At 47.4% G+C, this 27,000-nt stretch carries 26 protein-coding genes and 2 pseudogenes; 8 read left to right on the top strand and 20 right to left on the bottom strand.

The window, feature by feature from the left end; genetic code table 11:
* Nucleotides 1-61 precede the first annotated feature (61 nt).
* The 4 genes from thrB to cotNH all read right to left on the bottom strand — a co-directional run bounded on the left by thrB (nt 62) and on the right by cotNH (nt 4,567).
* Nucleotides 62-991: a homoserine kinase gene (gene thrB / locus SC79_RS14195; protein ID WP_039075600.1), complete on the bottom strand. Its 930-nt coding sequence runs from the start codon at nt 989-991 to the stop codon at nt 62-64.
* Nucleotides 988-2,046, bottom strand: coding sequence for a threonine synthase (gene thrC / locus SC79_RS14190; RefSeq protein ID WP_039075705.1), 1,059 nt, complete (start codon nt 2,044-2,046; stop codon nt 988-990). Before thrC ends, thrB begins: the two co-directional genes overlap by 4 nt.
* The gene (locus tag SC79_RS14185) at nt 2,046-3,347 is read right to left on the bottom strand and encodes a homoserine dehydrogenase (protein ID WP_039075704.1); all 1,302 of its coding nucleotides are present in this window, start codon (nt 3,345-3,347) and stop codon (nt 2,046-2,048) included. The genes thrC and SC79_RS14185 overlap by 1 nt, the downstream gene beginning before the upstream one ends.
* 200 nt (nt 3,348-3,547) lie before the next feature.
* A complete protein-coding gene (gene cotNH / locus SC79_RS14180) occupies nt 3,548-4,567 on the bottom strand; it encodes a spore coat-associated protein CotNH (RefSeq protein ID WP_039075599.1) in 1,020 nt (339 codons plus the stop codon).
* 152 nt (nt 4,568-4,719) lie between these two features.
* On the opposite strand from cotNH, the pseudogene SC79_RS14175 reads away from it, so the two are divergent.
* A pseudogene (locus tag SC79_RS14175) lies at nt 4,720-5,219 on the top strand (phosphatidylglycerophosphatase A family protein).
* 25 nt (nt 5,220-5,244) lie between these two features.
* On the opposite strand, the gene nucF reads toward SC79_RS14175, so the two are convergent.
* The 3 genes from nucF to SC79_RS14160 are packed head-to-tail and all read right to left on the bottom strand — an operon-like array spanning nt 5,245 to nt 6,777.
* The gene (gene nucF / locus SC79_RS14170) at nt 5,245-6,015 is read right to left on the bottom strand and encodes a 5' nucleotidase NucF (RefSeq protein ID WP_039075598.1); all 771 of its coding nucleotides are present in this window, start codon (nt 6,013-6,015) and stop codon (nt 5,245-5,247) included.
* Between the two features lie 28 nt (nt 6,016-6,043).
* Nucleotides 6,044-6,478, bottom strand: a complete 435-nt coding sequence (locus SC79_RS14165) for a DUF86 domain-containing protein (RefSeq protein ID WP_039075597.1) — start codon at nt 6,476-6,478, stop codon at nt 6,044-6,046.
* Between the two features lie 23 nt (nt 6,479-6,501).
* Nucleotides 6,502-6,777 carry a YutD family protein gene (locus tag SC79_RS14160; protein ID WP_010329969.1) on the bottom strand — a complete coding sequence of 92 codons (276 nt, stop codon included), beginning with the start codon at nt 6,775-6,777 and terminating at the stop codon, nt 6,502-6,504.
* Between the two features lie 113 nt (nt 6,778-6,890).
* Between SC79_RS14160 and SC79_RS14155 the strand changes: the two genes are divergently transcribed.
* Nucleotides 6,891-7,526 carry a YhcN/YlaJ family sporulation lipoprotein gene (locus tag SC79_RS14155; protein WP_039075596.1) on the top strand — a complete coding sequence of 212 codons (636 nt, stop codon included), beginning with the start codon at nt 6,891-6,893 and terminating at the stop codon, nt 7,524-7,526.
* Nucleotides 7,527-7,541: 15 nt separating this feature from the next.
* Here the strand turns inward: SC79_RS14155 and lipA are convergent, their stop codons facing one another.
* Complete coding sequence (gene lipA / locus SC79_RS14150; protein ID WP_010329971.1) at nt 7,542-8,438, bottom strand: lipoyl synthase; 897 nt, start codon at nt 8,436-8,438, stop codon at nt 7,542-7,544.
* A gap of 235 nt (nt 8,439-8,673) precedes the next feature.
* On the opposite strand from lipA, the gene lytH reads away from it, so the two are divergent.
* Nucleotides 8,674-9,654 carry an L-Ala--D-Glu endopeptidase gene (gene lytH / locus SC79_RS14145; protein ID WP_039075595.1) on the top strand — a complete coding sequence of 327 codons (981 nt, stop codon included), beginning with the start codon at nt 8,674-8,676 and terminating at the stop codon, nt 9,652-9,654.
* A 28-nt stretch (nt 9,655-9,682) separates the two neighbouring features.
* Here the strand turns inward: lytH and yunB are convergent, their stop codons facing one another.
* From yunB to SC79_RS14115, 6 genes are all read right to left on the bottom strand, one after another.
* Nucleotides 9,683-10,450, bottom strand: a complete 768-nt coding sequence (gene yunB, locus SC79_RS14140) for a sporulation protein YunB (RefSeq protein WP_039075594.1) — start codon at nt 10,448-10,450, stop codon at nt 9,683-9,685.
* 68 nt (nt 10,451-10,518) lie between these two features.
* On the bottom strand, nt 10,519-10,824 hold the full coding sequence (locus SC79_RS14135; RefSeq protein WP_003240935.1) for a YunC family protein: 306 nt from the start codon (nt 10,822-10,824) through the stop codon (nt 10,519-10,521).
* Nucleotides 10,825-10,888: 64 nt separating this feature from the next.
* The gene (locus SC79_RS14130; protein ID WP_039075593.1) at nt 10,889-12,277 is read right to left on the bottom strand and encodes a bifunctional metallophosphatase/5'-nucleotidase; all 1,389 of its coding nucleotides are present in this window, start codon (nt 12,275-12,277) and stop codon (nt 10,889-10,891) included.
* 19 nt (nt 12,278-12,296) lie between these two features.
* Nucleotides 12,297-13,118 carry a sulfite exporter TauE/SafE family protein gene (locus SC79_RS14125; RefSeq protein WP_039075592.1) on the bottom strand — a complete coding sequence of 274 codons (822 nt, stop codon included), beginning with the start codon at nt 13,116-13,118 and terminating at the stop codon, nt 12,297-12,299.
* Between the two features lie 17 nt (nt 13,119-13,135).
* Nucleotides 13,136-13,984: a DUF72 domain-containing protein gene (locus SC79_RS14120; RefSeq protein ID WP_010329977.1), complete on the bottom strand. Its 849-nt coding sequence runs from the start codon at nt 13,982-13,984 to the stop codon at nt 13,136-13,138.
* Nucleotides 13,985-14,021: 37 nt separating this feature from the next.
* The gene (locus tag SC79_RS14115) at nt 14,022-14,369 is read right to left on the bottom strand and encodes a YunG family protein (protein ID WP_039075591.1); all 348 of its coding nucleotides are present in this window, start codon (nt 14,367-14,369) and stop codon (nt 14,022-14,024) included.
* Nucleotides 14,370-14,478: 109 nt separating this feature from the next.
* Between SC79_RS14115 and SC79_RS14110 the strand changes: the two genes are divergently transcribed.
* Nucleotides 14,479-15,747, top strand: coding sequence for a glycosyltransferase (locus SC79_RS14110; protein WP_039075590.1), 1,269 nt, complete (start codon nt 14,479-14,481; stop codon nt 15,745-15,747).
* 15 nt (nt 15,748-15,762) lie between these two features.
* Here the strand turns inward: SC79_RS14110 and SC79_RS14105 are convergent, their stop codons facing one another.
* Nucleotides 15,763-17,103, bottom strand: coding sequence for an allantoinase (locus SC79_RS14105; protein WP_039075589.1), 1,341 nt, complete (start codon nt 17,101-17,103; stop codon nt 15,763-15,765).
* Nucleotides 17,104-17,277: 174 nt separating this feature from the next.
* On the opposite strand from SC79_RS14105, the gene pucR reads away from it, so the two are divergent.
* Nucleotides 17,278-18,873, top strand: a complete 1,596-nt coding sequence (pucR, locus tag SC79_RS14100) for a purine catabolism transcriptional regulator PucR (protein ID WP_039075588.1) — start codon at nt 17,278-17,280, stop codon at nt 18,871-18,873.
* A 6-nt stretch (nt 18,874-18,879) separates the two neighbouring features.
* Nucleotides 18,880-19,099: pseudogene (locus tag SC79_RS21335) on the top strand (hydroxyisourate hydrolase); the annotation flags it as partial.
* Nucleotides 19,100-19,218: 119 nt separating this feature from the next.
* Here SC79_RS21335 and SC79_RS14095 read toward each other — a convergent pair.
* From SC79_RS14095 to allC, 3 genes are all read right to left on the bottom strand, one after another.
* Nucleotides 19,219-19,911 carry an aspartate/glutamate racemase family protein gene (locus tag SC79_RS14095; RefSeq protein ID WP_039075587.1) on the bottom strand — a complete coding sequence of 231 codons (693 nt, stop codon included), beginning with the start codon at nt 19,909-19,911 and terminating at the stop codon, nt 19,219-19,221.
* Between the two features lie 451 nt (nt 19,912-20,362).
* Nucleotides 20,363-21,613, bottom strand: a complete 1,251-nt coding sequence (gene pucG, locus SC79_RS14090; RefSeq protein WP_082022719.1) for a (S)-ureidoglycine--glyoxylate transaminase — start codon at nt 21,611-21,613, stop codon at nt 20,363-20,365.
* 17 nt (nt 21,614-21,630) lie between these two features.
* A complete protein-coding gene (gene allC, locus SC79_RS14085) occupies nt 21,631-22,869 on the bottom strand; it encodes an allantoate deiminase (RefSeq protein WP_039075585.1) in 1,239 nt (412 codons plus the stop codon).
* A gap of 327 nt (nt 22,870-23,196) precedes the next feature.
* Here allC and SC79_RS14080 point away from each other — a divergent pair, with 327 nt between their 5' ends.
* On the top strand, nt 23,197-24,063 hold the full coding sequence (locus SC79_RS14080; RefSeq protein ID WP_039075584.1) for an endonuclease I family protein: 867 nt from the start codon (nt 23,197-23,199) through the stop codon (nt 24,061-24,063).
* A gap of 32 nt (nt 24,064-24,095) precedes the next feature.
* Here SC79_RS14080 and SC79_RS14075 read toward each other — a convergent pair whose 3' ends face one another.
* Entirely contained in the window at nt 24,096-25,199 is a 1,104-nt protein-coding gene (locus tag SC79_RS14075) for an ABC transporter ATP-binding protein (RefSeq protein ID WP_039075583.1), read from the bottom strand.
* 181 nt (nt 25,200-25,380) lie between these two features.
* Between SC79_RS14075 and frlR the strand changes: the two genes are divergently transcribed.
* Nucleotides 25,381-26,109, top strand: a complete 729-nt coding sequence (gene frlR, locus SC79_RS14070; protein ID WP_039075582.1) for a transcriptional regulator FrlR — start codon at nt 25,381-25,383, stop codon at nt 26,107-26,109.
* 24 nt (nt 26,110-26,133) lie between these two features.
* Here the strand turns inward: frlR and SC79_RS14065 are convergent, their stop codons facing one another.
* Nucleotides 26,134-26,988, bottom strand: a complete 855-nt coding sequence (locus SC79_RS14065; protein WP_039075581.1) for a fructoselysine 6-kinase — start codon at nt 26,986-26,988, stop codon at nt 26,134-26,136.
* Nucleotides 26,989-27,000 lie beyond the last annotated feature (12 nt).

Below are 27,000 nucleotides of genomic sequence, written 5' to 3'. Positions count from 1 at the left end.
CTCCTTTATCTCCAGCAGAAAAAAGCGCCCTCCGCTGAGGCAGAGGAACGCTTGACATCATCTATACACTTTTCACTTGATATAAAGGATTTCGCTCTATGATACTTCCCTCTTTCGGTACGGTCAAAGCGTCAACTTCACAATGAGGGAAGTGAAGCGCAAGCTGCTTTTTCAGCTCTTCTCCCTTGCCTTTTTCAGTCATCACGAGAATCGTCGGGCCTGCACCGCTGAGAGCTGTTCCATATGCCCCCTTCATCTCGGCGACGTGTTCTACTTTTGACAGCTCAGGGACAAGCATTGCCCGGTACGGCTGATGGAACATATCCTTCTTCATGATTTTCCCGACAAGCGGCCAATCCTTGGACATGATCGCCGCAATAAGGATATTGCTGACTGCACTTGCTTTTACAGCGTCCGCATATGGAAACTCCTGCGGAAGCACGTCTCTTGCGTCTCTTGTCAGCACCTCGTAAAAAGGAATGACAACGACAACGTCAATGTCGGCATCCGGAACACGGATCATTTGTGTCTCATCATCTTCATGCAGGCCGATGACAAGCCCGCCAACGAGTGAAGCGCCAGCATTATCCGGGTGTCCTTCTTCAAGGCTCGCTATATGCAGCTTGTCCGCTTCAGACAGCTTTAAACCGCATAATTCATCAGCCAATTCAATGGCCGCTACAATCGCTGCGGCGCTGCTGCCAAGGCCGCGTGCGAGCGGGATGTCGCTCCACACCTTCACATGGACTGGCGGCATTTCTTTGCCGTACAAATCTGCTGTCCGTTTTGCCACTTGATAGATCAGATTATCTGTACCCGCCGGAATTCCGGCGACTGTTTCTGTTTCAGCTTCAAAAGACCATTTGCCGCTTTCAAAGACGGTAAGCTTTAAATACCTGCTGAGTGCCATCCCAACTGAATCAAAGCCGGGGCCTAGGTTAGCCGTGCTTCCGGGAACAGTGACAGTGAACAGCATGTCGGCTTCGTTCATACACGCGCCGCTCCTTTTACATATTCAAGAATGCTGTCTTCATCAGTCGGCAATGCGACCGGCTTGATGTCTGAAATATCGACCGCTGTGTTCGGATCTTTCAGTCCGTTTCCTGTTAACACAGCGACAACCTTGCTGCCTTTCGGAATCTCTCCGGACTTCACCTGTTTCAGCACTCCTGCGATCGACGCGCAAGAACCGGGTTCTGCAAACACACCTTCTTCACGGGCGATGAGCTGATACGCGTGAAGGATTTCATCATCAGTGACTTCGTCAATTTTTCCGTTGGATTCCTCAGCTGCCTTTACAGCTTTGTCCCAGCTTGCAGGGTTTCCGATACGAATGGCTGTCGCTATTGTTTCCGGATTTTTAATCACTTCATTGCGCACGATTGCCGCCGCGCCTTCCGCTTCAAATCCGCGCATTTTCGGAAGGCCAGTGCCGTTTTTCTCATGATACTCCTTGAAGCCCTTCCAGTACGCTGTAATGTTTCCAGCGTTTCCGACCGGGATCGCCAACACATCCGGTGCTTCTCCCAACTGTTCACACACTTCGAAGGCAGCTGTTTTTTGGCCTTCAATGCGGTAAGGGTTGACTGAGTTGACAAGGGCAATCGGTGATTTCTCACAGATAGAACGGACAATTTTAAGCGCATCATCAAAGTTTCCGTCAATCGCAATAATTTCGGCTCCGTACATGACAGCCTGAGCGAGTTTCCCAAACGCGATTTTGCCGTTCGGGATAATGACGATGCATTTCATGTTGGCGCGGGCTGCATATGCAGCCGCAGCAGCGGAAGTGTTTCCTGTAGACGCGCACATAATCGTGTCGTTGCCTTCCTCTTTTGCTTTCGCCACCGCCATGACCATTCCGCGGTCTTTAAATGATCCCGTAGGATTGACGCCTTCCGTTTTGACATGAAGCTCAATTCCGAGCTGCTCTGACAGCTTGGGAAGGTGAATGAGAGGCGTGTTTCCTTCATGTAAAGTAAGCGCCGGTGTTTGATCTGTTACAGGCAAAAATTCTTTATATTGATGGATAAGTCCTTTCCACATTAGCTCCAACCGTTCCCTTCTACACGATATGTGCTTTTGACTTCTTGAACGACTTCCAAATCATTTAGGTTTTGCAGGATATCACTGAAATCTGCTTCTGATGTATGGTGCGTGACAATTACGATTTCCGCCAGCTCATCATGGCCTTTAATCGGCAGCTGAAGGATCTTTTCAAAGCTCACGCCCCGCTCTGAGAATACAGACGTAATTTTTGAGAATGAGCCGACCTGATCTTTGACGTGAATTCTTAAAAATTGCTGTGCGTAAATATCAGACGGCGACTTCATGTTTTTCTCGTATTGCGGCGCAACAAAGCTGTTGCCGGTTACGCCGAGGCGCATGTTTTTCATGACAGCGACAAGGTCAGAAACAACGGATGTCGCGGTTGGCATGCTTCCGGCTCCCGGACCGTAAAACATCGTCTCACCAACAGCCTCGCCGTAAACATAAACGGCGTTATACTCATTATGCACGGCAGAAAGCGGATGATGGTCAGGAAGCAGTGTCGGCTGTACGCTGACTTCAATTTTGCTGCCGTCACGCTGTGCAATCCCGATCAGCTTCATCGTATAGCCAAGGCGTTTACTGAAGCTGATGTCCTCATCTGTAATTTGCGAGATTCCTTTTACCTTTACGTCTTCCAGATCAACATTCATCGAGAAGCCGAGGCGCGCCAATATCGCCATTTTTCGTGCAGCGTCAAGCCCTTCCACGTCTGAAGTCGGATCAGCTTCTGCAAATCCGAGATCCTGCGCTTCTTTCAGCACTTCCTCGTAAGGGCTTTTTTCTTTGATCATTTTAGTTAAGATAAAGTTCGTTGTACCGTTCACGATTCCCATCATTTTTGTAATTCGGTCTGATGAGAGTCCCTCCTCTAGCGTGCGCAAAATCGGGATTCCGCCGGCAACACTAGCTTCAAAGTAGATGTCACAGCCATTTTCCTTCGCTTCCGCAAGCAGCTCGGAGCCGTACACAGCCATTAAATCCTTGTTTGCTGTGACAACATGCTTTTTCGATCTGAGCGCGTCGACCAAATATTGTTTTGTCTGCTCTACTCCGCCAATTACCTCGATAACGACATCAACATCTGGATCATTAATGACATCATACACTTCTGTCGTGAGCACTTCCTTCGGCAAATCTACTTCTCTCTTTTTCTCTACATCTTTTACGAGCACTTTTTTTATCGTAACCGGACAGCCGACTTGATGCATCAGCTTATCCTGATGGTCTTGAATAATTTTAACAACACCGCTTCCGACGGTGCCTAAACCTAAAAGCCCTACACGAATCGCTTTCAAAACAACTCCACCTTTCATTTAATTGTCCTCTCTAAAAAGACAATTGTTAACTCAACACAGACATATAAGTTACAAACATTATATAAGCCCGCTCCTGTTTTGACAAGATAGCAATCGGCTGAATTTTACGAATGTAAACGCTTAACGTACTGATATGACAAGATTCTTTATTTTCTAATTATTTTTGTCAGATTTTCTCCTCATCTCAGGTTTCCTTTGCCGAGCCAGCTCACGCGGGGAACAAATGGCTTCTGCGCCCGCATGTTCATGAATTCCTGTGCTGTATTGAGAAATTGCTCATAACGTCCGCAATCGTTCAGAATGAAGTCAAGCTGTTCTTCATAATAATGCTTTTCTGATTCTGATGACATGTAGTAACTCTCTACGATTTCAAAATAATGAAGCGGAAAGAGCAAACGGCTGTACAGGAGACGTTTTGAAAACGAAGACAGCGGCGTGACTTTCTCATATTCCTGTAAAAAGAGAAAACCCTGCTGATGAAAATCTTGTCTGTGATGCAAAAACGTATGCCTCATATACTCAGCCAAATCGCGTGAGGCATGGTCAAATACCCAATCAGCCGGAATCCTGATTAAAGATTCGGATGACCACGTATGCCTTTCCAGCCGCTGATGGCATATCGTTCCTGAGTCAGCGGCTTGGGGTTTGTCATCCAGCTCAGTATCCACTAAATATTGGATCGCGTTTTCTGACAGCCCTAGATAATATGGAAATGATTCGATCATTTTTTTATCAAATGGCTCGTGCGGAGGGGTCTGAACCTTTCGTTGCCAAAACACTTCCAGCTGATCAATGCGTTTTCCCCACAGATCTTTCCACTGGCCGATTCTTCCGGCTGCCTTTACTTCATACGGGTACCCTCTGCCTTTTCGGTGGAATTCCGCAAGTTCCGCTCCAATGGAAAGCGCCCGATTTGAATAAGGCGGCGCCGCCTTCAGCAGAGCGTACGTTTTTCCCTCATATTCAAACGTCAGCTCACCTTCTTTTGTAAAGATAAAAATCGAAACGTATGGGTCAGTTTGTTCTTGTAAATACTGACTCATGTAATAAAGCTCCGTCAGCTCTGTCTCTGAGAATTGGGAAACGGGGACGATCAAAAAGAATGAATTCGGTGTCTGAAAGCATTGATAGGTGCGCTGGTACGTGGAAAGCTGTCTGATGTGAATACCGTATTTTTCTTTTATTGTGCCTTTCACCATGATCACCTGCCTGTTGAATTAGGGCTCATCACATCGTAGTCATACACGTCCGGAATTATGAATACATATTTTCATCCGACGAAGGCGCAAGAAAAAGTCGTAAACATCTTAACTATTTTGTATAAACTAGTAAAAAAGATTGGGTGAAGCTGATGTCAGAAAACGAACAAATCAGTCAGATGGAAGCAAAAGCAAGAGCACGGATGAAGGAGCGCGGTGTTGAGGTGTCAGACATTGCCGAGCTTGTTTTTTTCCTGCAAAAAAATATCATCCGGATTTAGACATTGACGAATGCACGTTGAACGTCAATCGCGTTCTCGCAAAACGCGAGGTGCAAAACGCCATTTTAACGGGCATTGAATTGGATGTGCTTGCTGAGCAGAAAAAACTGTCTGAACCGCTGCAAACGATGCTGGAAACAGATGAAAGCTTATATGGAGTAGATGAAATTCTGGCTTTTTCCATCGTGAATATTTACGGGTCGATCGGATTTACGAACTACGGTTACATCGATAAAGAAAAACCCGGAATCCTCAAACATTTGAATGATAAATCAACCGGCGAATGCCATACCTTTCTAGATGACATCGTCGGCGCGATTTCCGCCGCAGCCTCAAGCAGGCTCGCACACCGCGCGCGGCATACAGAATAAGGGCACCCTTTTGGGGCGCCCTTTTTTAAATGTATGGAATCCATTCAGTCAGAGAGTCGATGGCGTGAGTCGGTTTTTCCATATCATCTGTCATGTGCTCTCTTTTCGTTACGCCTGTGTGCACAAGCAGTGTATCCATACCAGCGTTCATGCCGGCCATAATATCCGTCGCGTAGTTGTCGCCGACCATGAGTGTGTCGGACACATCCGTGCCGAGAACGCGCATCGCCTGCTCCATGATGATTGATTCAGGCTTGCCGATAAATATCGGCTGTACGCCTGTGGAGACGGTTAGTACCGATGTCAGTGAACCGTTTCCAGGCAGGAGGCCTCTTTCAGTCGGAATTGCAATATCTCCGTTTGTGGAAATAAAGCGGGCGCCATTTCTGATAGCCAGGCAGCCGACAGCAAATTTTTCGTATGTAATGGAACGGTCAATCCCGACAACGACAAAATCCGCGTTTTCTTCGCCAAATGTCAGGCCGTTTTCTTCAATCGCCTGCCGGATGCCTTCTTCCCCGATCACATACACAGACGCGCCTTTTTTCTGCTGGGCGATATGCTGGGCAGTCGCCATGCTGGTTGTGAAGACCTGCTCTTCCGTTGCCGGAATATCAAAAGACACGAGCTTGTCCGCCACCTGCTTCGGTGTGCGCGAAGAATTGTTTGTCACGAAAAGATAGGGAACTCCGCGATCTTTCAACGTTCTGACAAATTCACATGCTTCCTCGATTTTTTCCGTGCCGTTGTACATCGTTCCGTCTAAATCAATTAAATATCCTTTATATGTTTTCATGTCCAACACTCCTGTGGCTTTCCAGTTGTTATTTAAACGCGGAAACAGGGCCAAGCTCTGTTTCCAAGTAGCTTCTGATCCGTTTCGGGAAGGCTTGAAGAGCTGTCTGATGAGCCCCGATCAGCCTATAAAGCTCGGCGCTGTCAGCAAGCAAGTACTGCTGAACCAGTGTTTTTCGGTAGGCGATCAATTTCTTGAGCACAGCTCCCTCTTGTTCCGAGACGACTTTTTCATCAACAAGTATATCCATAATGTCATCATAGCTGCCTGGGTCCCGCATAATAAAACCATCAATCATGTCATTGCCAGTATCCAGAATGCACTCGATTAACAGGTGGCCTATACGCTGGAGCGCCAGTCTCTCGATTTCAGACTGCCAGTCTCTTTGTGAGTTGAAAAGCGCCAGCTGGTGCTCAAAGAACCCGAGTGTTTGCTCGATCTTATTTCTGTCAACAAAATACATGACAGCATCCCCTTTGTGTATGTTTATTTTCTGATCCGTTTCAAGACAAAATACGCACAGCCGAAATTGCAGTATTCGTAAATGTATTCATCTAGTGTGCTGATTTTCGTTTCGAAGGTTGCCTTTTGATTCTGGTCGTCAAAGAAGCCCTTGAGCCTGAGCTGGCCGTATCCCCAGTCTCCCACAATATAATCGTATTTATTTAAAATATCAGAGTAGCGGGCTTTAAAAGCCTCTTCGTTGAAGCCGTCTTTGACATTATGCACCAGGTCAAATTCGGCATTTTGAATAAGAATCATGATCTCACCTCTTTTTCACTCATTCCTATCATAATTCATTGCCCCGTCCCCATCAATTGCTAAAGAATAAATCATGCGATTTGGCTACCCTACACATGAGGAGGGATTTAACAATGAAACGAACTGCAATCAGTCTGTGCCTGTTGACCGGGCTTTTATCCGGGTGCGGAGGCAAAGGGTTTGATAATGCCGGGCAAACTGCCGAAAATCAGACGCAGAACCAAACCAGGCCCATTCATGTGTCCGACCGCAACGAGGCTTTTAACCGGCATGATGAGAACGAACAATTTGGCTATGTTCGCTATCAAAAAGAACAATTCGACGGCGAGCAACAGGAGGTCCCCGTAATGAAACGGGAAGAAACCGCTCACATCATCTCAAGTTTAACGGTTCAGCTTCCCCATATTCAAGAGGCTGCAACGCTGGTGACTGATCAAGAAGCGCTTGTCGTATACAAAACCGATACAAAAAACCGGGAGCTGACGGCCGATCAGGTGAAGAAAACAGCCGCTTCAGTGATTCCTCGTTACTATCATGTGTATATTTCCGATCATCCAAACCATATGCAGTCAATCGAAAACTTCAGCAATCACGGCTCCGGTTCAAGGGGTATCAGAGAAATCATGTCGGGGACAATTGAAGAAATGAAAACCTCCCCGCAAGGAAGCCCCGTCTCAGAGAATGAAAATGCCAACGGAGAAACCCGCCAGGACATGAAAACCGATAGGAATGACAAAAACGCCAGATGACCTGGCGTTTTGGCATTACGCTTGTGCTTGGCGCTTTTTAGATGCTTCGTTCACTTGTTCATCCGCATGGTAAGAAGAACGGACAAGCGGACCGGCTTCGCAGTGGCTGAAGCCTTTTTGCATCGCGATTTCCTTTAATTCTGCAAATTCATCAGGGTGATAGTATTTTTGGACTTTCAAGTGTTTCTTCGTTGGCTGGAGGTATTGGCCAATTGCCATAATATCCACGTTGTTTGCCAAGAGGTCGTCCATCACTTCAATAATTTCTTCCTTCGTTTCGCCGAGTCCGATCATGATGCTTGATTTTGTCGGAATATCAGGCTGCATTTCCTTCGCGCGGCGCAAAAATTCCAGCGACCGGTCGTACGTTGCGCGCGCGCGGATTCTTGGCGTCAGGCGGCGAACCGTTTCGATATTGTGATTCAGGATGTCTGGGCGTGTATCCATCAAGGTTTTCAGGTTATCGTAGTTCCCTCCCATATCAGACGGGAGCACCTCAATTGTCGTGAACGGGCTTTTTCTGCGGATCGCACGAACCGTTTCCGCGAAAACGCCAGCCCCGCCGTCTTTCTGATCGTCACGCGCTACAGCGGTAATCACCGCGTGTTTCAGGTTCATAAGGGCGACAGAATCCGCTACGCGTTCCGGCTCTTGCAGATCAAGCTCAGTTGGAAGGCCCGTTTTGACCGCACAGAAACGGCATGCTCTAGTACAAACAGAACCTAAAATCATAAATGTCGCTGTACGTCTGACCGCCCAGCATTCATGAATATTCGGGCACTTAGCTTCTTCACATACGGTATGCAGATTGTTTTCCCGCATGAGTTTTTTGAGCCCTGTATAGTTTTCATTTGTATTTAATTTGATTTTGAGCCATTCGGGCTTTCTGAGGTGTTCGTCTTTCTTTGCCAATTCCCATCATCTCCAATATCCAATATACTCAAATTTCTGGCACGAAACATTCTGAAAACGAGAAAGGTGCAGGTTTCATTTCCGCAACATAAATCATAGTTATCTAACTAAAGAAAGTCTTTTCTTTAGACACTTTACCATAGGAAAAATTTCTCGACAAGGGAAGATGATTACTGACATTTTTAAGCCGGCTTGCCGCAAACTATGTGTATTCAATGTGAAAGGAGATTATGTTGTGAAAGTTTTCTTATCCGCTCTTCTTCTCCTTTTGTTTGCGTTTGATCCTACTGCATCTGGAAAAGAGCTTTCAGATCGAGCACTGTCGAAACGGATGGAATTATATCATAAAATCGAGGCTGTAACGCAGATTCCTTGGTATGCGCTCGCCGCAGTAGATCAATACGAGGAAAATGTGCGGAGCAACCGAAAAGACCTGCCTGACAAAGCGGGCATCATCAGCATCTATATACCCGATGAAATCTGGAGCGGCCCTGAAAACCCGAATCCAAAAGATGACGCGCCGTTAAGCATAAAGGTGTTTGACGGGATCGGAATGGATGGTGACGGTGACGGAAAAGCCGAGGTCAGCAATGATGATGATATTTTGTATACATTCAGCCAATACTTGCTGTCGTATGGCACAGATGAGGACAACATCCGCATCGGGCTTTGGAATTATTACCGGCGTGATCAAACAGTCGGGATCATATCTGAATTCATGAAGTTATTTAAAGCTTACGGACATATTGATCTGGCTGAGCATGCGTTTCCACTTCCAATCAGAACCGATTACAGCTATCGGAGCACGTGGGGAGATGCCCGCGGCTTCGGAGGGAGACGGATTCATGAAGGCACGGATATCTTTGCCCGTTACGGACTTCCTGTCAGATCCACCTGTTACGGCGTAGTTGAAATGAAGGGCTGGAACCGCTTCGGAGGATGGAGAATCGGCATCAGAGACATTAAAAATAACTATCATTATTTTGCCCATCTTAATGGGTTTGCCAAAGGGATAAAAACAGGACAAATCGTTGAGCCCGGCCAAGTGATCGGGTCAGTCGGCAGCTCAGGATATGGTCCGCCGGGAACCGCCGGAAAATTCCCGCCGCATCTTCACTACGGCATGTACAAAGATAATGGAAAAACCGAATGGTCGTTTGATCCATACCCGCATTTGAGAGCGTGGGAGCGTTATGAATACAAAAAAAAGAAATAATGAAAAAGCCGCCTCTTGGACAGGCGGCTTATTTGTTGCTTTTTTCACTTTTCACATCGGCACTGTCCTCTTCTTTGCTGCTTGGAAGCTGGACAGAAGGGGTGACACCTGAGCCGCCGCTTCCGTTGTAAAACTGCGGCACTTCGCCCTGCACTGCTTTAATCGACACAGGCACGTTATTTGTGATGACAGCGGTTTTGCTTGCGAACGGAATGATGACCTTCACTTTAATTTCGACAAAGATGCTGATATCAATAAGTGCATTATTAATGCCATACGGCTTGATTTTGGTTTTGACATCTGTAAACGCGTCACCGATTAAATTGAACCGGACCGGGATTTTCGGCCCGAGGTTTCCGAGCAGACTGTTGCCGGTTACCTGTCCGAGCGGAATGTTAATCATAATATTTTCACTGGCGCCGCTGTGCCCAGTGTGGGTTTCCATCTCTTTCAGATGCGCCTGAAGCTGCTTTGTCACTTTTGTTTTCACACTGTTTACAACCTGTGTATTAAAATCAATTGTCGTTAATTTTCCGTTTTCATCAGAATTCATTTGAAACATATCTTTCATATTTTCACTGTCAGACATATAATCCTCAATTGAATCCTGGATTACCTCTGTTGCCACACGCTTCGTTTCCATCTCGCCGATGCTCATTAAAACAGGTTTAATTGAGCTATTGATCATCCAAAGGCTGACTGTTGTCGAAAGGATAAAAAAGGCAACTGACAAGAGCAGCACGTACCGGAAAGGCAAAGGTCCTCTCTTGCGAAAAGGGCCGCGGTATCTTGGCAAGAAAATCCCCCCTTACATATCACAATGTATGCTTGTAAGAGGGGACATAGTAATAGCTGGGCCAAATTTTATTTCACCATTTTCAAAAGCGCTTCTCTGCCGCTCATGCCGGCATGGATGCCGAGATCTTCCGCGGCATATGTGACGGATTCTAAAGGTGCGTCTAACAGCTGGTCAATGGTGCGCACCCCAACTGCGCGCCCCGCCACTATGCCCCGCTCCTTTAATTTTTCATTCAGCAGCGCCACATCAAGCGCCCCGCACATAATGTATCCGTGATCATTAGTGACGGCCATAAAATTTGTTTTTGGAAGCTTCACTGTCACAGCTGTAAAAGGCTGTCCTTCTATCATGATTGGTGTCAGATTTACCACGTCAACCTCTCCCTTCATTCATCACTTTATGATGAAGGGCAGAGCTTGTTGTGGGCTGACCGCCTTATTGCGCGAGCTTCCAAGCGAGCAGATCCCGCAAAAATTCCGGCATGAAATATTCTTTGTCTACGGCGTCGCGGATGATCGGGAACAGTCTGCCGAGCGTAAACATGTCAAGCACGGCAACAGAGTATTGTTTATGTTTATCAATCTCTTCACCGTTCAGTGTGACGCGTGTGACATGCGTCATCCCGTCATCCAGCCGTATTGTTTCTACATCAACACCCGCGTACACCATTTTCCCCATTACTTCTCCGCGGAAGCCGAGCCCTTTAATCCGGAGCTGCTCCATTTGTTCGGAAGCGGCGTGGACAATGGTCTCTTTCAGTTCTTCTCCCGTCAGGCGGACAGCCACCGGGTTGATCGGATGAGGACAGATGCGGTGCAGATCCAGCTTTGTCACAGGACCCGCTTTCAGCGGACCGAGAATGACACCGGAATTCACCATGCTGATGTCCGTCCCGCACCATTCCTTTAGCGCGAATGCCAACAGCAAAGGCAGCTCTGATTCTTCAAACCACTTCACCTCAGCGTCTTGCGCAAGCTCCGCAACAGCTTCGGACAGCTTATCTTCGGCTTCACGTTCTTTTTCATGAAGAAACACTTTTGTTTCTGCGGATTCTCCCGTCCATTCCGCCATGTTCTGCACAGACGCTGTTTTGCTGATAATGCTTCGCTCTACGCTGTCGATTGTCATTTCCACACAGCCGACATAATGCCCGTATTTCTCTGCGCTGGCCAGCAAAACACCGTTAACCACTTGTCCATCTTCAAGCAAATGATGTGTGTGTGATTCAAGGATCACGTCAATCTCCGGCACCGCCTCAGCCACTTCCTGATCATCAAGAATGCCTAAATGCGACAGGAGCACGATGATATCAGCCTGGCCTTTCACTTCCTGAATGGTTCCCTTTACGCTTTCAAGTGCATCGGTTACTGTCCATCCCAGCTTGTCATAGACGGGATAATACGGCACTGTTACGCCTAAAAAGGCGATGGACATGCCGTTTCTCAATGATTTGATATGGTAAGGAACCGCCCAGGATGGCCGGTTCCCGTTTTTGTCATATAGATTGGAGACGATAATCGGAAATTCAGCATGATCATATAAGGCAGCGAGCTCTTCATGCGGAAGCGTGATCCCTTCATTGTTGCCTATTGCCGCTCCATCAATGTGAAGACGGTTTAACAGATCGACATTCGCTTTTCCGAAAGTCGCCTCTGTTACGAAATGAAAACGATCGAGATGATCGCCAATATCAAAAACGAGCGTCTCTTCGCTGTCTGATTGATGCTCTTTTCTTTTCTGCTCGATATAATCTACAATTTTCGGCCAGTTTTCAAAATGGCTGTGCAAATCATTTGTATGATATAAGCGGAGCTTCTCCTTCATATTATCTCTCCCTAATCGTTCAGCTGAAAATGCCTTCATAAATGAGCTGGCAGCCGATCAAAATCAATACGATCCGCATGATCATGACAATCGTTTTCGTCTGCATTTTTCTGTTGATGGCGGCGCCAAGCTTTCCGCCGAACCAAGCGCCTGGCACAAGCGCGAGGGCGTACAGCCAATTGACGTGCCCGGACATCATATGTGAAACAGACCCTGTCATTGAAGACAGGAAGATAATAAACATGGACGTTGCCACCGCAACCTTCGGCGGGAACAGAAATAACAGCATCATCGCCGGAACCATCAGCGATCCGCCGCCTATTCCGAACAGCCCGCCTAAAAAGCCGACAACAAAGGCGATCGCAATGCCGACAGGGGCCTGATAGGAGTACGTATACGGCTCACCGTCCTCATCCTGGAATGTCCGAATGATTCCTTTATGGGCTTTGTTGATCGGCCGGGCTTTCGCTTTCAGCATTAAGCTCAATGAAATCAAAATCATAAAAATGCCAAACCAAATGGAAAACGAGTTTGAATTAAACAGCTTTGACACATAAGCCCCGATCAAGCTCCCGGGACCTGAACCAATAAAGAATATGAGTCCGCTTTTATAATCAACGGTTTTATATTTAATATAAGCCAAAGTTGAAGAAAGACCCGTAAAAATAATGACCAAAAGCGAAGTCCCAATCGCGATCTGCGGTGTCACATCTTGAAACAGCGGCGTCACTGTGCTCAAAAACATCAGAGACGGCACGATGACAATTCCGCCGCCAAGTCCAATCAGGCTTCCTACCGTACCTGCAACTAACCCCAATACGGCCAAAATCACAAACGACATCAGTAAAAACCTCTTTTCTAAAATAAATCGAGCTGTCTCGGCGCAAGTCCGCCATACTCGATCTCAAGCAGTTCAAGCATCTGCTTGCCGTTATCCGCGGCGTCTCCGCCGGAATTGTTGTTGAATAGGACAAAAACATCCTTACATTGCCGCTGCAATTCATTCAGGTGCTGCTTCCAATCCGTCAGTTCCTGTTGGTTGTAGCGGTATAAGTACCTGACCTCCCGCCAGTTTTTCCCGCCATCGGGCTTCATCCACCCCTGCTTGTTGCGCCCGTGAAACCTGACGAGCGTTTTGTTTTCATCGGTCGCGCGCAGCACAGTCGGCACACTGCCTTCTCCGATTTGCGGTTCATCACAGACACTGTGAATCCAGCCTTCCTCTTTCATAAATGAAAGCGTCTGCTCATAAAATGGCGGCGAAAACCAGGAGCGGTTCCTGAATTCAAGCGCACATGGGATATCGCCCATTTGGCGCTTGCACCATCTCAAATAAGCGACATTCTCCTTCTTGCAGTCAAACCACGGCGGAAATTGAAACAGCACCATGGCGAGTTTATTGCTATGTACATATGGCGTTAACGACACCTTAAACGCGTCAAACATCTCCTCTTTTGAGTCAAAGGGAATGTCGCCGCGCTGATGCCCCGTCATGCCCTGATACGCTTTCACGATAAATTGGAAGGTTTCCGGCGTTTCCTTCACCCATTTTTCATTATTTCGCGCTGGTTGAATGGCATAAAAGCTCGCGTCTAATTCAACGATCGGAAAATGGGAGGAATAGGCCTGCAATTTTTTTTGGCTGGGCGTTTTCGGCGGATAGATGCTGTCATGATCCCCCCATCCCGTCAGTCCGATATAAATCACATTCATTCACCTCTCTCCCAGTTTATCACACGTGTTTTCAGGTTTCCTCGGAAATGCTGTTCATATGGAGAGAAAACGCTGAACGAAGATACAGGTATTGTTCCTCATTCGTATCTAAAAACGCTTCTTCTCTTGAGGAAGGGATATGCTGATAGTCAATCGGCGCTTGAAACTGTTCACCCGTAAAGTCATACACCACGCCGTTGATGCAGTTATAAAAATGCCAGCTCTCACCGACTTTAGTTTTGAAAATGCCGCCGCCGAATTGATCCTGAATCACCAACGCCGTCACACCGCATTGGCCGCATGCCGGGCATTCTTCGGTCCATTTGGAGCTCGTATGGCGCGACCAAGATTGTTTGAGTATGTATGTGACATGTTCCAATTCCTTCGCCTCCTTTAAAAAAAGATACCACGTTGATTCCGTTTTAAAAACTGATAGGTGCTTATGTGTGATAAATTAGTGGTAATGAATGACATTCTGGAGGCGAATGATGAAAATTAACCTGCTGACGATCGGTACGAGAGGCGATGTACAGCCTTTTATTGCATTAGGAAAAGAATTATCCAGACGCGGACATCATGTGACGATTTGCACTGAAGGCTCGTTCAAAGATCTAGCCGAGAAAAACAGGCTCTCCTTTTCAGCCATCAGAGCCGATTACGCAGATTTGACGCAATCAGAAGAAGGAAAAAACATCCTGAAAGGAAATCCGCTATCCATTGTCAGCCAGATGAAAACCGTTATTTATCCGATGATGGAACAAATGTTAGACGATATATGGACCGCCTCTATAGATGCAGCGGCAATCATTTATCATCCAAAAGTATTTGGCGGATATGATCTCGCCGAAGCCTTGCACATTCCTGCCTTTATCGCTCATCCGGTTCCTGTTATAGCTCCCACCCGCCAGTTTACTAATCCTGTCTTGCCATTCGCCATGCGAAGCGGAACGCTTAACAGGGCCAGTTTTCAAATCAATCGATTAATGACCGCAGCGTTTTTTTCGCTGATTAACAAGTGGAGACATGAGACGCTCGGCCTGCCCGATAAACGTTCTGTTTTTCAAGATGATTCCGTACTGAATGGAAAGCACATCCCTATTCTGTACGGGTGCAGTCCTTCCATCATTCCCTTTGACCAACAATGGAAAGGCCGTGTTTCGATGCAAGGATTCTGGTTTTTAGCTGAAGATGACTGGACCCCTCCACCTGAGCTCTCGCGCTTTTTAGAAGCGGGACCGCCTCCTTTTACCGTTAGCTTTAGCAGTATGCCATTACGAAACCCTGATCACATTGTCAACATGCTTCAGCTAGCATTCAAAGAAACCGGGCAGCGTGCCATTTTGCTGACGGGGTGGAGCGGGATTAAACAGATGACAGCTTCGCCCCATATTTTTACATCCAACTCCATTCCTCACAGTTGGATTTTTCCTCGATCACGAGCTGTGATTCATCACGGAGGGGCTGGGACTACGGCCGCGGCATTGAAGGCCGGCAAACCTATGGTGATCTGCCCATTCTCTGGTGATCAGCCTTTTTGGGCTAGAAAGATGCGAGACATTGGAGCAGCTGCCGCCCCTCTGAAAGAAAAAGAGATGTCAGTTGAAGCCTTCATTTCCAGAATCAACGAACTGGTCTCCAACCATACGTATTCTCAACGTGCATCTGAAGCTGCAGCTCTTATTGAAAAAGAAGATGGAATCAGACTTACTGTGGACTTTATCGAAGAAAAACTAGAGGAAAACACCCCGGCAACATAAATCTGCCGGGTTTATTTACAATGGGACGACCAGCGCTCCGTCAATTCCGCTGACTATCTCCCCATCACTGTAGACACACCGGCCTTTACTGTATGTGGCCGAAATGCGGCAGGGAAATGTATGTCCTTCGTAAAGGCTTAGCTTATGCTTTGCAAACATCGATTCTCTTGTGACAGTGTACGGCTCCATAGTGACGAGCACAAAATCCGCATCACACCCCGCTTCAAGCCGCCCTTTTTGCTGAAGGCCGAAACGTTTCGCAGGTGCCGCCGCTGTCCATTCAGCGATGGTTTCAAACGATATCTGATGCTCAAGCGCGAGTTCCAGCATCCCTAACAAAGTGAACTGCCCGCCGCTGATTCCGCCCCATGATAAAAACAAATTATCCTCCCGCTTTAAGGACGGACGGCAAGGAGAGTGGTCTGAGGAGACCATGTCAATATGCCCCGCAATGAGCGCCTCGATCAGCGCCTCCTTTGATTGCTGTGAACGGAGCGGCGGCGCGCATTTCGCGACAGAGCCCTTTTCCCGTAAAGCGTCATGGCTGAACAAGACATAATGCGGGCATGTTTCGAGCGAAACATCAAGCCCTTCCTGTTTCGCCTCCCTGATCAGCCGAACCGCTTTCGCCGTGCTGATATGGACGAAATGAACCGGACAGCCTGTCACCTTCGCATACTGAATCGTGCGATACACCGCTTCAGCTTCAGCTTCCTCCGGGCGGGAGGCAACATACGCATCCGCATCCACCTTTCCTTGATTAGCCAAAACCATCTGCAAATAGCTTGTGATTGCGTCGCTCTCCGCGTGAAGAGCGAGGATTTTTCCTGCAGCCGCGATTTCTGTCATGCCTTTGAGCAAGGTTCGTTCATCAACAGAGCGGAACTCGTCTGTGCCTGATCTTGATAAAAACGCTTTAAATCCGATCGCACCTGCTTCAGCCATTGGGCGGATGTCATCAATATGGCCGGGCACGAGGCCTCCCCATAGCGCAAAATCCACGGCTGATTTTCGCCTGCCCAGTTCAGCTTTTGCGAGAAGATGTTCTGCCGTCACGGTTGATGGGATGCAATTGAGCGGCATATCAAAATAAGTGGTGCAGCCGCCTGCTGCCATCATTCTCGAACCTGTTTCAAACCCCTCCCAGTCCTCTCTGCCCGGTTCATTGAAATGAACATGGCAGTCTATCGCACCCGGAAACACATATTGTCCATTTGCCTGGATCGTTTCTGCCCCGTTTGCTTCAATGGCAATTCCAATCTCGGCAATGACACCATTTTGAACCGCAATATCAGCTTCTTTCACGCCGTCTGGCGTAACTGCCTTCGCACCTTTTATCACCATATCGTAAGCCATTATCATACCCCCATGTCAGGTTGACGATTTTTCATGTCAGTTTATGTAACACAATCCATTCTATTTTCAACAGTTTACTGCTACTATGATCGTATTACATCAGCAGAACCGCTAGAATTCCTCTTGAAAATTATTCATCTTAACCAATGTTTTGATAGAAAAGGAGAATGCCAAATGAATATTTTTGATGTGATGAAAATACCGGCTTATGAAAACGCCCATTTAATCGCTGGAAAAGCAGGAGGAGAAAGAGAGGTTCAGCATGTCAATATGATGGACGCTCCGGATATCGCAGACTTTCTGCATAAGAATGAATTGCTCGTCACCACCGCATATCACTTGAAGGATCATCCGCACCAGTTATCTGAACTGATTCAGCAAATGGCAAAACGCGGCTGCGCGGGCCTCGGCATTAAAACAAAACGCTACCTGGAGGATATCCCAAAAGAAATTATCGAGCTGGCCGATTCATACGCGTTTCCGATCATTGAGCTACCAGAACACATCCGCCTCGGCGATATTGTGAATGCAACACTCAGCCACATCCTTGATATGCGTTCTAACGAGCTGCAGCAAGCCATTTACGCGCACAAAAAATTCACAAACCACATTATGAGCGGCAAGGGGCTGCAATCTCTCCTCAAAAAGGTATCAGACCTCCTTCAGCTTCCCGTGCTGCTGCTTGACCAGCATGCCAACATGCTGTCCGCGTCCCATCAGATTTCATTTGAAACTGAAAAGCTGAAAGGAACCCTACATACGATATCAGGACCGTTCTTTACTTGTTTCTCTATGCTCTCGAATCAAAAAACCTATTCTGTTCTTCCTATTTATAATCACGAAAAAAACTGCGGCTACCTGCTGATACCGGATATGGTGCAGGCTGGCGACAAAGGGTTGATTCTCACCATTGAACAAGCGGCCAACGTGATTTCATTTGAACTGCTGAAGGAAAATGCGCTGAAGCAATACGGCCGGCGGGCACGCAATGAGTTTTTCAGCAATTTTATTGAGCGGTCATTTTCTTCAGACGATGAAATCAAAAGCCGTGCGAAGGAATTTAGGCTGCGCTGGGATCAAAAATACATGTGCATTGCGGGAAAACTTGACCGGAATGATGAATCAATCAGCTTTACAGAAAATCAGCTCGCCTCCGATGGCATATTCGAGTTTCTTGAAGGCGAATTATCAGCTTTCCCGTTTCCGCCCCACTTTTTTATGAAAGGAAATGTCGGCATTATTCTGATTGAGGCGACAGACAGCTGGAGTGAAATGCACGCTTCGGTGATCAGCTTTTTAGAGCAGTTCCAAACACAAGTCAAAGCTCAATGTAAACGGACTGTGTCCTTTGGCATCAGCAATATATGCCAAAGGCTCATTGATGTTCCCGACGCGTTCACCGAAGCTTCAGACGCTCTGCAATCAGGGCATTTGTCAAGAAGCACGTCGTTTATTCAGGTGTATCACGCAAAAGATGTGCCTGAGCTTCTCCGCCTGCTCCCGGTTGAGGATTTGAAGAAATTTTACAACTCTACGCTTCAAAGCCTCGCTGAAAAACAGCAGGAGGATCAAAGCCTGCTTCATACGCTGTCTGTCTATCTAGAGACACACTGCCAAATTTCCGAGACGGCAAAACGCCTTTACGTCCATCGCAATACAGTCATCTACCGCCTTGAAAAATGCGAGGAGCTTCTGGGCAAAAGCTTAAAAGATCCCGAGACGACGATGCGACTGCGGCTTGCCTTACGGATGCAGCGGCTGATCAGCTAATGTTTGTCATATTCCAAAGAGACATTCACCACCGATGGCGGCAGAGTCGATGTTCCGCTCTTGGCAGGGGCAGGGCTGGTGTCTGGAGATTATGTGATGGGAGTTCCATACAGGGGACTATTTTGCGAGTCAAGAAGTACGTACGCCAGACCAGCCGTTTTTCCCCATTATCACCGTCTATTTTGAGCTTGCAGATGTGCTGTCGCCGTTTGGCGTTCAGGTGTAAAGGGCGGTGTTAAAGAAAAGGAGCCCGCCTCACCCGCAGGCTTCCTTTTTTCAAGTTGGATTACAATCAGACGATAAGTACACCTCTTCTAACATTCATACAGGCATTCTCTCGCACAGCTAAATCGAAAGAGATGTACGCGCTGCGCTATGAGCATGGATGAAAGCCGTATCAAATAATGGCACTTCTGAATCCTCTGCTTTTACCAGTAAACCAATTTCAGTGCATCCGAGAATCATCCCTTCTGCCCCTCTATCCACCAAATGATTGATAATCTTCTTATACGTGTTTTTGGACGACTGTTTGATTTCACCCAAACATAGTTCCTGATAAATAATAGTATTGATTATTTCTCTTTCCTCATCAGTAGGCACAATGACATTGATATTGTGAGACTCAATACGTGATTTATAAAAATCTTGTTCCATCGTATATTTAGTACCAAGTAATCCTACTGAACGAATCCCTTGCCTAGTGATTTGATCGGCAGTTGCATCTGCAATATGTAAAATAGGGATAGTGATCATTTCTTGGATATATCCAATTACTTTATGCATCGTATTTGTACAGATTACTATAAAATCTGCACCGGCTTTTTCTAATGATCTCGCTGCTTCCCCTAAGGCTGCACCGGCTTTATCCCAAGCCCCTTCGGACTGATAGTGTTCAATCTCCTTAAAATCAACACTGTATAAAATGCACTTTGCCGAATGCAGCCCCCCTAATTTCTTTTTTATCTCTTCATTGATCATTCGATAATACTCAGCTGATGATTCCCAACTCATTCCGCCAATAAGACCGATCGTTTTCATAAGTCCACCCCCTGAGAATTTTCAGAATATAGTTAGTCATTCTAAAGTATAGGGTCATCCAATACAATCATTAATTTTTCAAGGGAATAACCTGTAAGAGGCATCTTGACGTTTTTTCACTTGGAAATCCTGCTTTCACAGCCGGGCTTTCCTTTTCCCGCCGCGTTTTCTCATCTGCAAAATCCCGCCATTCCAGCATATACTCCCTATCATTTTTCTTCTATGTCTACGTCAGACCGAGTGCAGCCAGCTCAGCCTCATCCGGGTCTTCCAGAAGCACATCTACCATCATGTGCAAGTTTCCCAATGCGGCATCCCCCTCTCAAAAACCGCTATAAGAAACAACATGGAGAAAGAGGATTTGTAAAAAGAGTCCAACGAAAAAAATCAGACGGAGAAAAAGCGAAATCGTATCGCTAAAAAAGCTTGCGGCGTTCCCGCAAGCTTTTCTTTATACCGCTGCCTGACAGCCGGCGTTTTCATACACATCAAGCGCCGCTTGGAGCGCTTTTCCTGCTTCGATCTCTGCGCCATGTCTCAGCAGCATAGCCTCTAACCCGGCAAGCACGAACAGCACGTTTTCTTTTCTGCAGCTGTAGCCCATCGTTCCGATTCTCCAGATTTTCCCCGCCAGCGGGCCGAATGAGCTGGCGATTTCGATGCCGAATTGCGCCAACAGCATGTGGCGGACAGACTCGCCGTCAATGCCGCGGGGGATTTCTACACAGGTGACAACAGGCATTTTACAGCTGTCATCTCCAAATAGCTTCAGTCCCATTGCCTTAATCCCTGCTGCTAATGCGGCCTCATGGCGGCGATGCCGCTCAAAACGGGCTTCAAGACCTTCTTCAAGCGTAAGCCTGACACCCTCACGCAAGGCGTACAGCATCGTCGTTGCTTCAGTATGATGATTGAGCCGTCTTTCGCTCCAATAATCCTCAAGCTGGCTTAAATCAAAATAATTGCTTGTGATCGGCCGGTTTCCTGAAAGCGTCGCCTTGTCCGCTTGTGTCGCAATCCCGCGCTCCACCTTTTTACGCGCCGCTATCACATCCGCCACCCGCTCATTATATGTAATCGGCGCCATTCCCGATGGGACAGACAAACATTTTTGCGTGCCGCCGATAGCCGCGTCAATGTTCCAATCATCGACTTTGACCTCGCAGCCGCCAATCGTCGCAACCGCATCGACAATAAACAATGCATCCTGGGCTCGGCAGGCTTCGCCGATTGCTTTCAGCGGGTGAATCCGCCCTGTCGATGTTTCCCCATGCACCATTGCCACAATTTTCGGCTTTACTTTTTTCATTTCCCGTATGATATCATCCGGATCAAAAACCGTTCCCCATTCACACTCAAGCGTGTGAACATTTGCCCCATACCGCTCAGCAATTTCAGTCAGCAAATAACCGAAGCGCCCATAAATGGGAATGAGCACGTCATCTTCCGGCTCGATCACACTCGCAAGAACCGCTTCGATTCCCGCCCGTGAAGTGCCGTCAATTGGGTATGCCCAGCGGTTTTTCGTTTGAAACAGCTCCCGGAGCATTTCCATTGTTTCATTCATGATACCCGTAAACGCCGGATCAAATTGGCCGACAACCGGGGTGCTCATCACTCTTAAGACACGCGGATCTACCTCCACAGGTCCCGGCGTCATAATCGTTCTTAACGGGGTACATAGTTCTTTTCTGCCTGACACAGCCATTCCTCCCTTTATCAGTAAGCCAGTTTGTATAATAAATCAGCCAATGCGCGGACACCGATCTCAAGCTGTCTGGCTGAGGTGTACTCCTTCGGTGAGTGGCTGATGCCGCCGCGGCTTGGCACGAACAGCATACAAGCCGGATAGCGTCTTCCGATCATTTGCGCGTCATGCCCTGCTCCGCTCACCATTTCCTCGCAGCTGATGCCGTTTTCTGCCGCTGTTTCAAGAGCCGCAGCCTTCAGCCTTTCGTCCATCGGCACAGGCTCTATCTGCATATATTCATCAATATCGGCGCGAATCCCTTTTTGATGACAAATGCTGTTGATCACAGCAGCCATGTTGTCATGAAATTGCTCGAGCACGTGCTGATGCTGATGGCGAATATCGATTGAAAACTGTACGCGGCCCGGTATAACATTGGCCACATTGGGCTCTGCCGTTATCTTTCCGCATGTCAGGCGGAGCTCATCCGGCTGCTCCTCCGAACGCAGCAGCAGCTCATGAATGATGCGGCTGCTGGCTGCAAGCGGGTCCTTGCGCCATTTCATGGAAGTGGTTCCCGCGTGGTTGCATTCCCCTTCAAGCGTGACGAGATATCGCCTCTGCCCCGCAATACTTGTTACGATGCCAAGATCCCGGACTGACATTTCCAACGTCTGCCCCTGTTCAATATGAAGCTCGACAAAGGCGCTGATATCTGTTCTGCGGGGAGCCTGATACACCCCTTTACCAAAACCGCACTCATACATCGCTGTTTGCAGAGAAACACCTGATTCGTCTCTCGGCTCTTCTGCATCCTGTCCAGAAAAAACACCCGTCATATTCCCCGATCCCCAATAGGTCATTGGAAAACGGCTGCCCTCCTCCTCGCATAAGGAGACCGCTTCGAGTGTTTTTCTCGGTGCTCCGTACGTTTCTTTGAGCTGCTTGATCGCCAGCATGGCCGCAAGAACGCCGTAAGCGCCGTCATACTTTCCGCCATTGATGACGGTATCGATATGTGACCCGGTTAAAATGACCTCATCCGGGGACTCGGTGCCTGAAAGCCTTCCAAACACATTGCCGACATCATCGAATCTTGTTTCAAACCCGAATGAAGACATTTCCGTTTTGACTGCGAGCTGCGCGTCCATCCACTCTTTTGTGTACAAAAGCCTCGTTACGCCGCCGTCCGCAGATGCGCCGTATTGGGCGAGCCATACAATATAATCTGTGATGCTGTTTTTGACTGAAAGCTTCTGCTTTTCCATGTACTCCCCCCTCTGGCCGTTATGGTGACTTCATTATAGAAGGAGGAACTCGATAGTTCATTGGCATATTAACCAAAAAAACGTTTATTTTTTAGGCACAGTATCTATCCCCAAATCATCATTGCAGAATTGAAGAAACAGACACCCTGCCAAATCCCAGCTAAAGCAAAAACTAGGCCTTAAGATATTGGCACAGTGGATATCCGCCTCCTCCAAAGGGACTCATTTACAATGTTAATAAAAAATATACAAAATAACACTTCTATCCTTTATTTGAATTTTAGATAATAGACATGATCTCATGATCTGATAAAAGGAGGGCAAGTGATGACAAAAATGGCAAGGTTTCTGCCGCTCGTCTTGGTGTTACTGATTTCCGGATGGTTTGCTCCCGCCGCTTCAGCAAACACGCAAACCGTATTAAGCCTGAAGGACCGATTGGCTGCTTCCCCATCAGGAAACGGGGACCTGCTCTCGTTAGCCGCTCCCGCTGCACCCTATGCTGACACAGATACCTATTATAAAGGGACAGAAGGAAAGACAGGTGAATCGCTAAAAAGCGCTCTGCATCATATCATCAGCGGACACAAGACGCTGTCCTACAGCGAAGTATGGAACGCGCTGAAAGAAACTGATGAAGACCCGAGAAACCCAAATCACGTCATCTTGCTCTACACGAATGAATCGCGGTCAAAAAACTTGAATGGCGGCAATGTCGGCGATTGGAACCGCGAGCACGTTTGGGCGAAATCCCATGGCAATTTTGGCACAAGCAAGGGGCCTGGCACAGATATTCATCATTTGCGCCCGGCTGATGTCCAAGTCAACAGTGCCAGAGGAAATAAGGATTTTGACAACGGCGGCACAGAACATGCGAAAGCGCCTGGGAATTATGATGATGGAGATTCATGGGAGCCCCGCGATGATGTGAAAGGCGATGTCGCCCGCATGCTGTTTTACATGGCTGTCCGTTACGAAGGTGATGACGGATACCCTAATCTTGAACTGAATGATAAAACGGGCAACGGCTCAGCTCCTTATCACGGAAAGAAATCTGTCCTCCTCGAATGGAATAGGCAGGACCCCGTTGACGACCGCGAGCGGAAAAGAAATGAAATCATTTATGAGACATATCAGCACAACCGCAATCCATTTATCGACCACCCTGAATGGGCAGACGACATTTGGCCGTAAGAAAAAGGTGCTCCTGCTAGAGAGCACCTTTCCTAATACACAGCCTCTTCCGTCTCCGCATCGAAAAAAACGACGTGATTCATTTTCACTGTCAGCTGGATCGAATCGCCTGCGGCGATTCGCGTGTTTCCATCAAGACGGACCGTAAGCCGCTCATCTCCTGCCGTGACATGCACAATCAGCTCTGATCCCAAATTCTCATTCACTTCCACCTTCGCTTTCAGCACTGCATCAAACAGCTGATCATGTCCTGTCAATTGTGTGATATGCTCCGGCCTAACGCCGGCAATCATCTGTTCTCCGGCATATCCCTTTTCCTTCAGCCGCTTCGCTTTTTCTTCAGGAATATGAAGCCGGATCGACGGGTTTGTGAAAAACAGCTCGCCATGCTGCTCTTCTATCACGCCTTTCAAAACATTCATTCCCGGGGAGCCGATAAAACCCGCAACAAACAGATTTGCCGGGTAATGGTAGATGTCATGCGGTTTCGCCACTTGCTGGATTTCCCCTTCGTTCATCACGACAATCCGATCGCCCATTGTCATCGCTTCGGTCTGGTCATGCGTGACATATATGATAGTTGCCTCTAAACGCTGGTGCAGCTTGCTGATTTCTGTCCGCATCGTCACTCTCAGCTTCGCGTCCAGATTGGAAAGCGGCTCGTCCATTAAAAAGACCTTCGGCTCCCTCACAATCGATCTGCCAAGCGCCACCCTTTGCCGCTGTCCGCCGGAGAGCGCCTTCGGTTTTCTCTTCAGCAAATGCTCAATCTCTAAAACTCTCGCTGCCGCATGAACCCGCTCGGCGATTTCCTGTTTCGGCATCTTTCTAAGCTTTAATCCAAACGCCATATTATCAAAAACCGTCATATGCGGATAAAGCGCGTAGTTTTGGAATACCATCGCAATATCACGTTCTTTCGGCGGAAGATCATTGACCCGTTCCCCATCAATGAGGAGGCTGCCTTCAGAGATGCTTTCCAGCCCCGCCACCATTCGCAGCGTGGTCGATTTTCCGCATCCTGACGGCCCCACCAGCACCAAAAGCTCCTTATCCTTTACATCTAAATCAAAGTCCTTCACCGTGAATTGGGAATGGTATGATTTTTTGACATGCTCAAATGTTAATGAAGCCATCAGACATTTCCCCCTATCTTTTCGTCTGTTATTTCGTCACTGGAAACAACCAGGCCTTTCTGTTATTTTTAGAGTAATCGATTCCCAGTTTTGCTATATTTATAAAACAAAAAATGTAAATTTGTATTATAACGTCATAATACATTATAATATGAATAATTGGTTAAAAGGAGGCTACCTTTTGTTAAACAACGGAAGTTCTACACCTTTATACATTCAGCTAAAACAAATCATCACCGATGACATCAAAAAGGGCGTATATTCCCCCACCGCCAAGCTGCCTACCGAAAGCGAACTTTGCAGCAAGTATAATGTCAGCCGCATTACCGTCAGGAAAGCCATTCTCGATTTGGTCGAAGAAGGTTACTTAATCAGGCAGCAAGGAAAGGGAACGTTCGTGAAAAGCCCTAAATTAAAACGGGAGCTGATCGCAGTAAACGGCTACTCGGAATTTATGGAATCAGCCGGCAAAAAACCGAAGCATCAAGTGCTGTCCCATGCGATCATTTCAGCGGCGAAACCCATTGCCGAAAAGCTGCAAATCAATCCTGAAAGCCCTGTCGTTGAATTGAAACGGATTTTATATAACGATGACCAGCCGCTCACCTTTGAAGTGACACATTATCCGCTGGATTTGTTTCCCGGCATTGATGCCTTTATTGCGGACGGCGTGTCCATGCATGATATTTTGAAACAGCAATACAAAGTTGTACCCACGCACAATACGAAGCTATTAAACGTTGTATATGCCCAGCAGGAGGAAAGCAAATACCTGGATTGCGATATCGGGGATGCGCTGTTTGAAATCGATAAAACAGCTTTTACATTAAACGACCAGCCAATCTATTGTTCACTGTTTTTGATGCACACAAACCGTGTCACTTTTACGATCAACAGCCCCTACACGTAACAGGCATAAAAAACGAGACACTGCTTATAGTATTCTCGTTTTTTCACTGCTTCCCCCGTCCTCCAAGCGAAAAGGATGGCCATAGCCGAATGCCCCGTACACACCGCATGTTCTCGCAGCCGTTTCCGCCGCTTGGCGCAAAGCGTGCCTGATGTCCTGCTTCTCGCAAAAAGCAGTCAAGAAACCAGCTATAAAAGAATCTCCCGCTCCAAGTGTATCTATTATATCAGTTTCTACAATCGGCTGATGATAGATTCGGCCTCCCTCAGACAGGACCGCTCCTTGGCCCCCGCGGGTCATACAAACAATTTTCGCTCCGTAGTCATGTGCCTGTTTGGCAAGCTCGCCGCATTCCGACTCACTCAGGTCACTTCCTGAAAAAAACGCATATGTCACATATGGACAGACCTTCCTCAATTCATCATCCTCCCGATTGGTTGAAAAGTCAAAGGAAATGGGGATCAGCCCGCACAGCTGCGGAAGATCGTTCTCAAGCCGGCTGTACACACTCGTATGCAGCAAATCATGCCCGCTGATAAAGGTTATATCTTTCTCCTGAAACATAAGACGGAGCCGGGACTGAATGCCACCTTTATTTGATCTGACAAAAATACGGTCCCCCTGTTCATCAAGGGTGACAATGGCCATTCCATTTTCACCGTGCGCCTGGCGGATATAATCCGCGTTAACCTGCTCCAATTTCAATACGTTCAACAAATGTGCCGCTGCTTCGTCATTGCCGACGATCCCCATATAGGAAGCCTCATGCCCGAGCCGTTTGGCAAGCACAGCGACGTTTAAGGCATTTCCTCCCGGGTAGAACGTTTCTTGATCCTGATAGTAATCAACAACGTTATCTCCAACCGCAATCAATTTCATATGGTGCATCCC

Source organism: Bacillus sp. MSP13 (genome assembly GCF_000815295.1).
Taxonomy (GTDB): Bacteria; Bacillota; Bacilli; order Bacillales; family Bacillaceae; genus Bacillus; species Bacillus vallismortis.
The sequence above is the reverse complement of the archived record's forward strand: the minus strand, read 5'-3'. Positions and strand labels throughout refer to the sequence as shown.

Bases quoted from the DNA above. Each gene is read 5' to 3' on its own strand.
- thrB (WP_039075600.1), bottom strand. From the start codon at position 991: ATGAACGAAGCCGACATGCTGTTCACTGTCACTGTTCCCGGAAGCACG.
- thrC (WP_039075705.1), bottom strand. From the start codon at position 2,046: ATGTGGAAAGGACTTATCCATCAATATAAAGAATTTTTGCCTGTAACA.
- cotNH (WP_039075599.1), bottom strand. From the start codon at position 4,567: ATGGTGAAAGGCACAATAAAAGAAAAATACGGTATTCACATCAGACAG.
- nucF (WP_039075598.1), bottom strand. From the start codon at position 6,015: ATGAAAACATATAAAGGATATTTAATTGATTTAGACGGAACGATGTAC.
- SC79_RS14165 (WP_039075597.1), bottom strand. From the start codon at position 6,478: ATGTATTTTGTTGACAGAAATAAGATCGAGCAAACACTCGGGTTCTTT.
- SC79_RS14160 (WP_010329969.1), bottom strand. From the start codon at position 6,777: ATGATTCTTATTCAAAATGCCGAATTTGACCTGGTGCATAATGTCAAA.
- SC79_RS14155 (WP_039075596.1), top strand. From the start codon at position 6,891: ATGAAACGAACTGCAATCAGTCTGTGCCTGTTGACCGGGCTTTTATCC.
- SC79_RS14130 (WP_039075593.1), bottom strand. From the start codon at position 12,277: ATGAAGGAGAAGCTCCGCTTATATCATACAAATGATTTGCACAGCCAT.
- SC79_RS14125 (WP_039075592.1), bottom strand. From the start codon at position 13,118: ATGTCGTTTGTGATTTTGGCCGTATTGGGGTTAGTTGCAGGTACGGTA.
- SC79_RS14110 (WP_039075590.1), top strand. From the start codon at position 14,479: ATGAAAATTAACCTGCTGACGATCGGTACGAGAGGCGATGTACAGCCT.
- SC79_RS14105 (WP_039075589.1), bottom strand. From the start codon at position 17,103: ATGGCTTACGATATGGTGATAAAAGGTGCGAAGGCAGTTACGCCAGAC.
- pucR (WP_039075588.1), top strand. From the start codon at position 17,278: ATGAATATTTTTGATGTGATGAAAATACCGGCTTATGAAAACGCCCAT.
- SC79_RS14095 (WP_039075587.1), bottom strand. From the start codon at position 19,911: ATGAAAACGATCGGTCTTATTGGCGGAATGAGTTGGGAATCATCAGCT.
- allC (WP_039075585.1), bottom strand. From the start codon at position 22,869: ATGGAAAAGCAGAAGCTTTCAGTCAAAAACAGCATCACAGATTATATT.
- SC79_RS14080 (WP_039075584.1), top strand. From the start codon at position 23,197: ATGACAAAAATGGCAAGGTTTCTGCCGCTCGTCTTGGTGTTACTGATT.
- SC79_RS14075 (WP_039075583.1), bottom strand. From the start codon at position 25,199: ATGGCTTCATTAACATTTGAGCATGTCAAAAAATCATACCATTCCCAA.
- SC79_RS14065 (WP_039075581.1), bottom strand. From the start codon at position 26,988: ATGAAATTGATTGCGGTTGGAGATAACGTTGTTGATTACTATCAGGAT.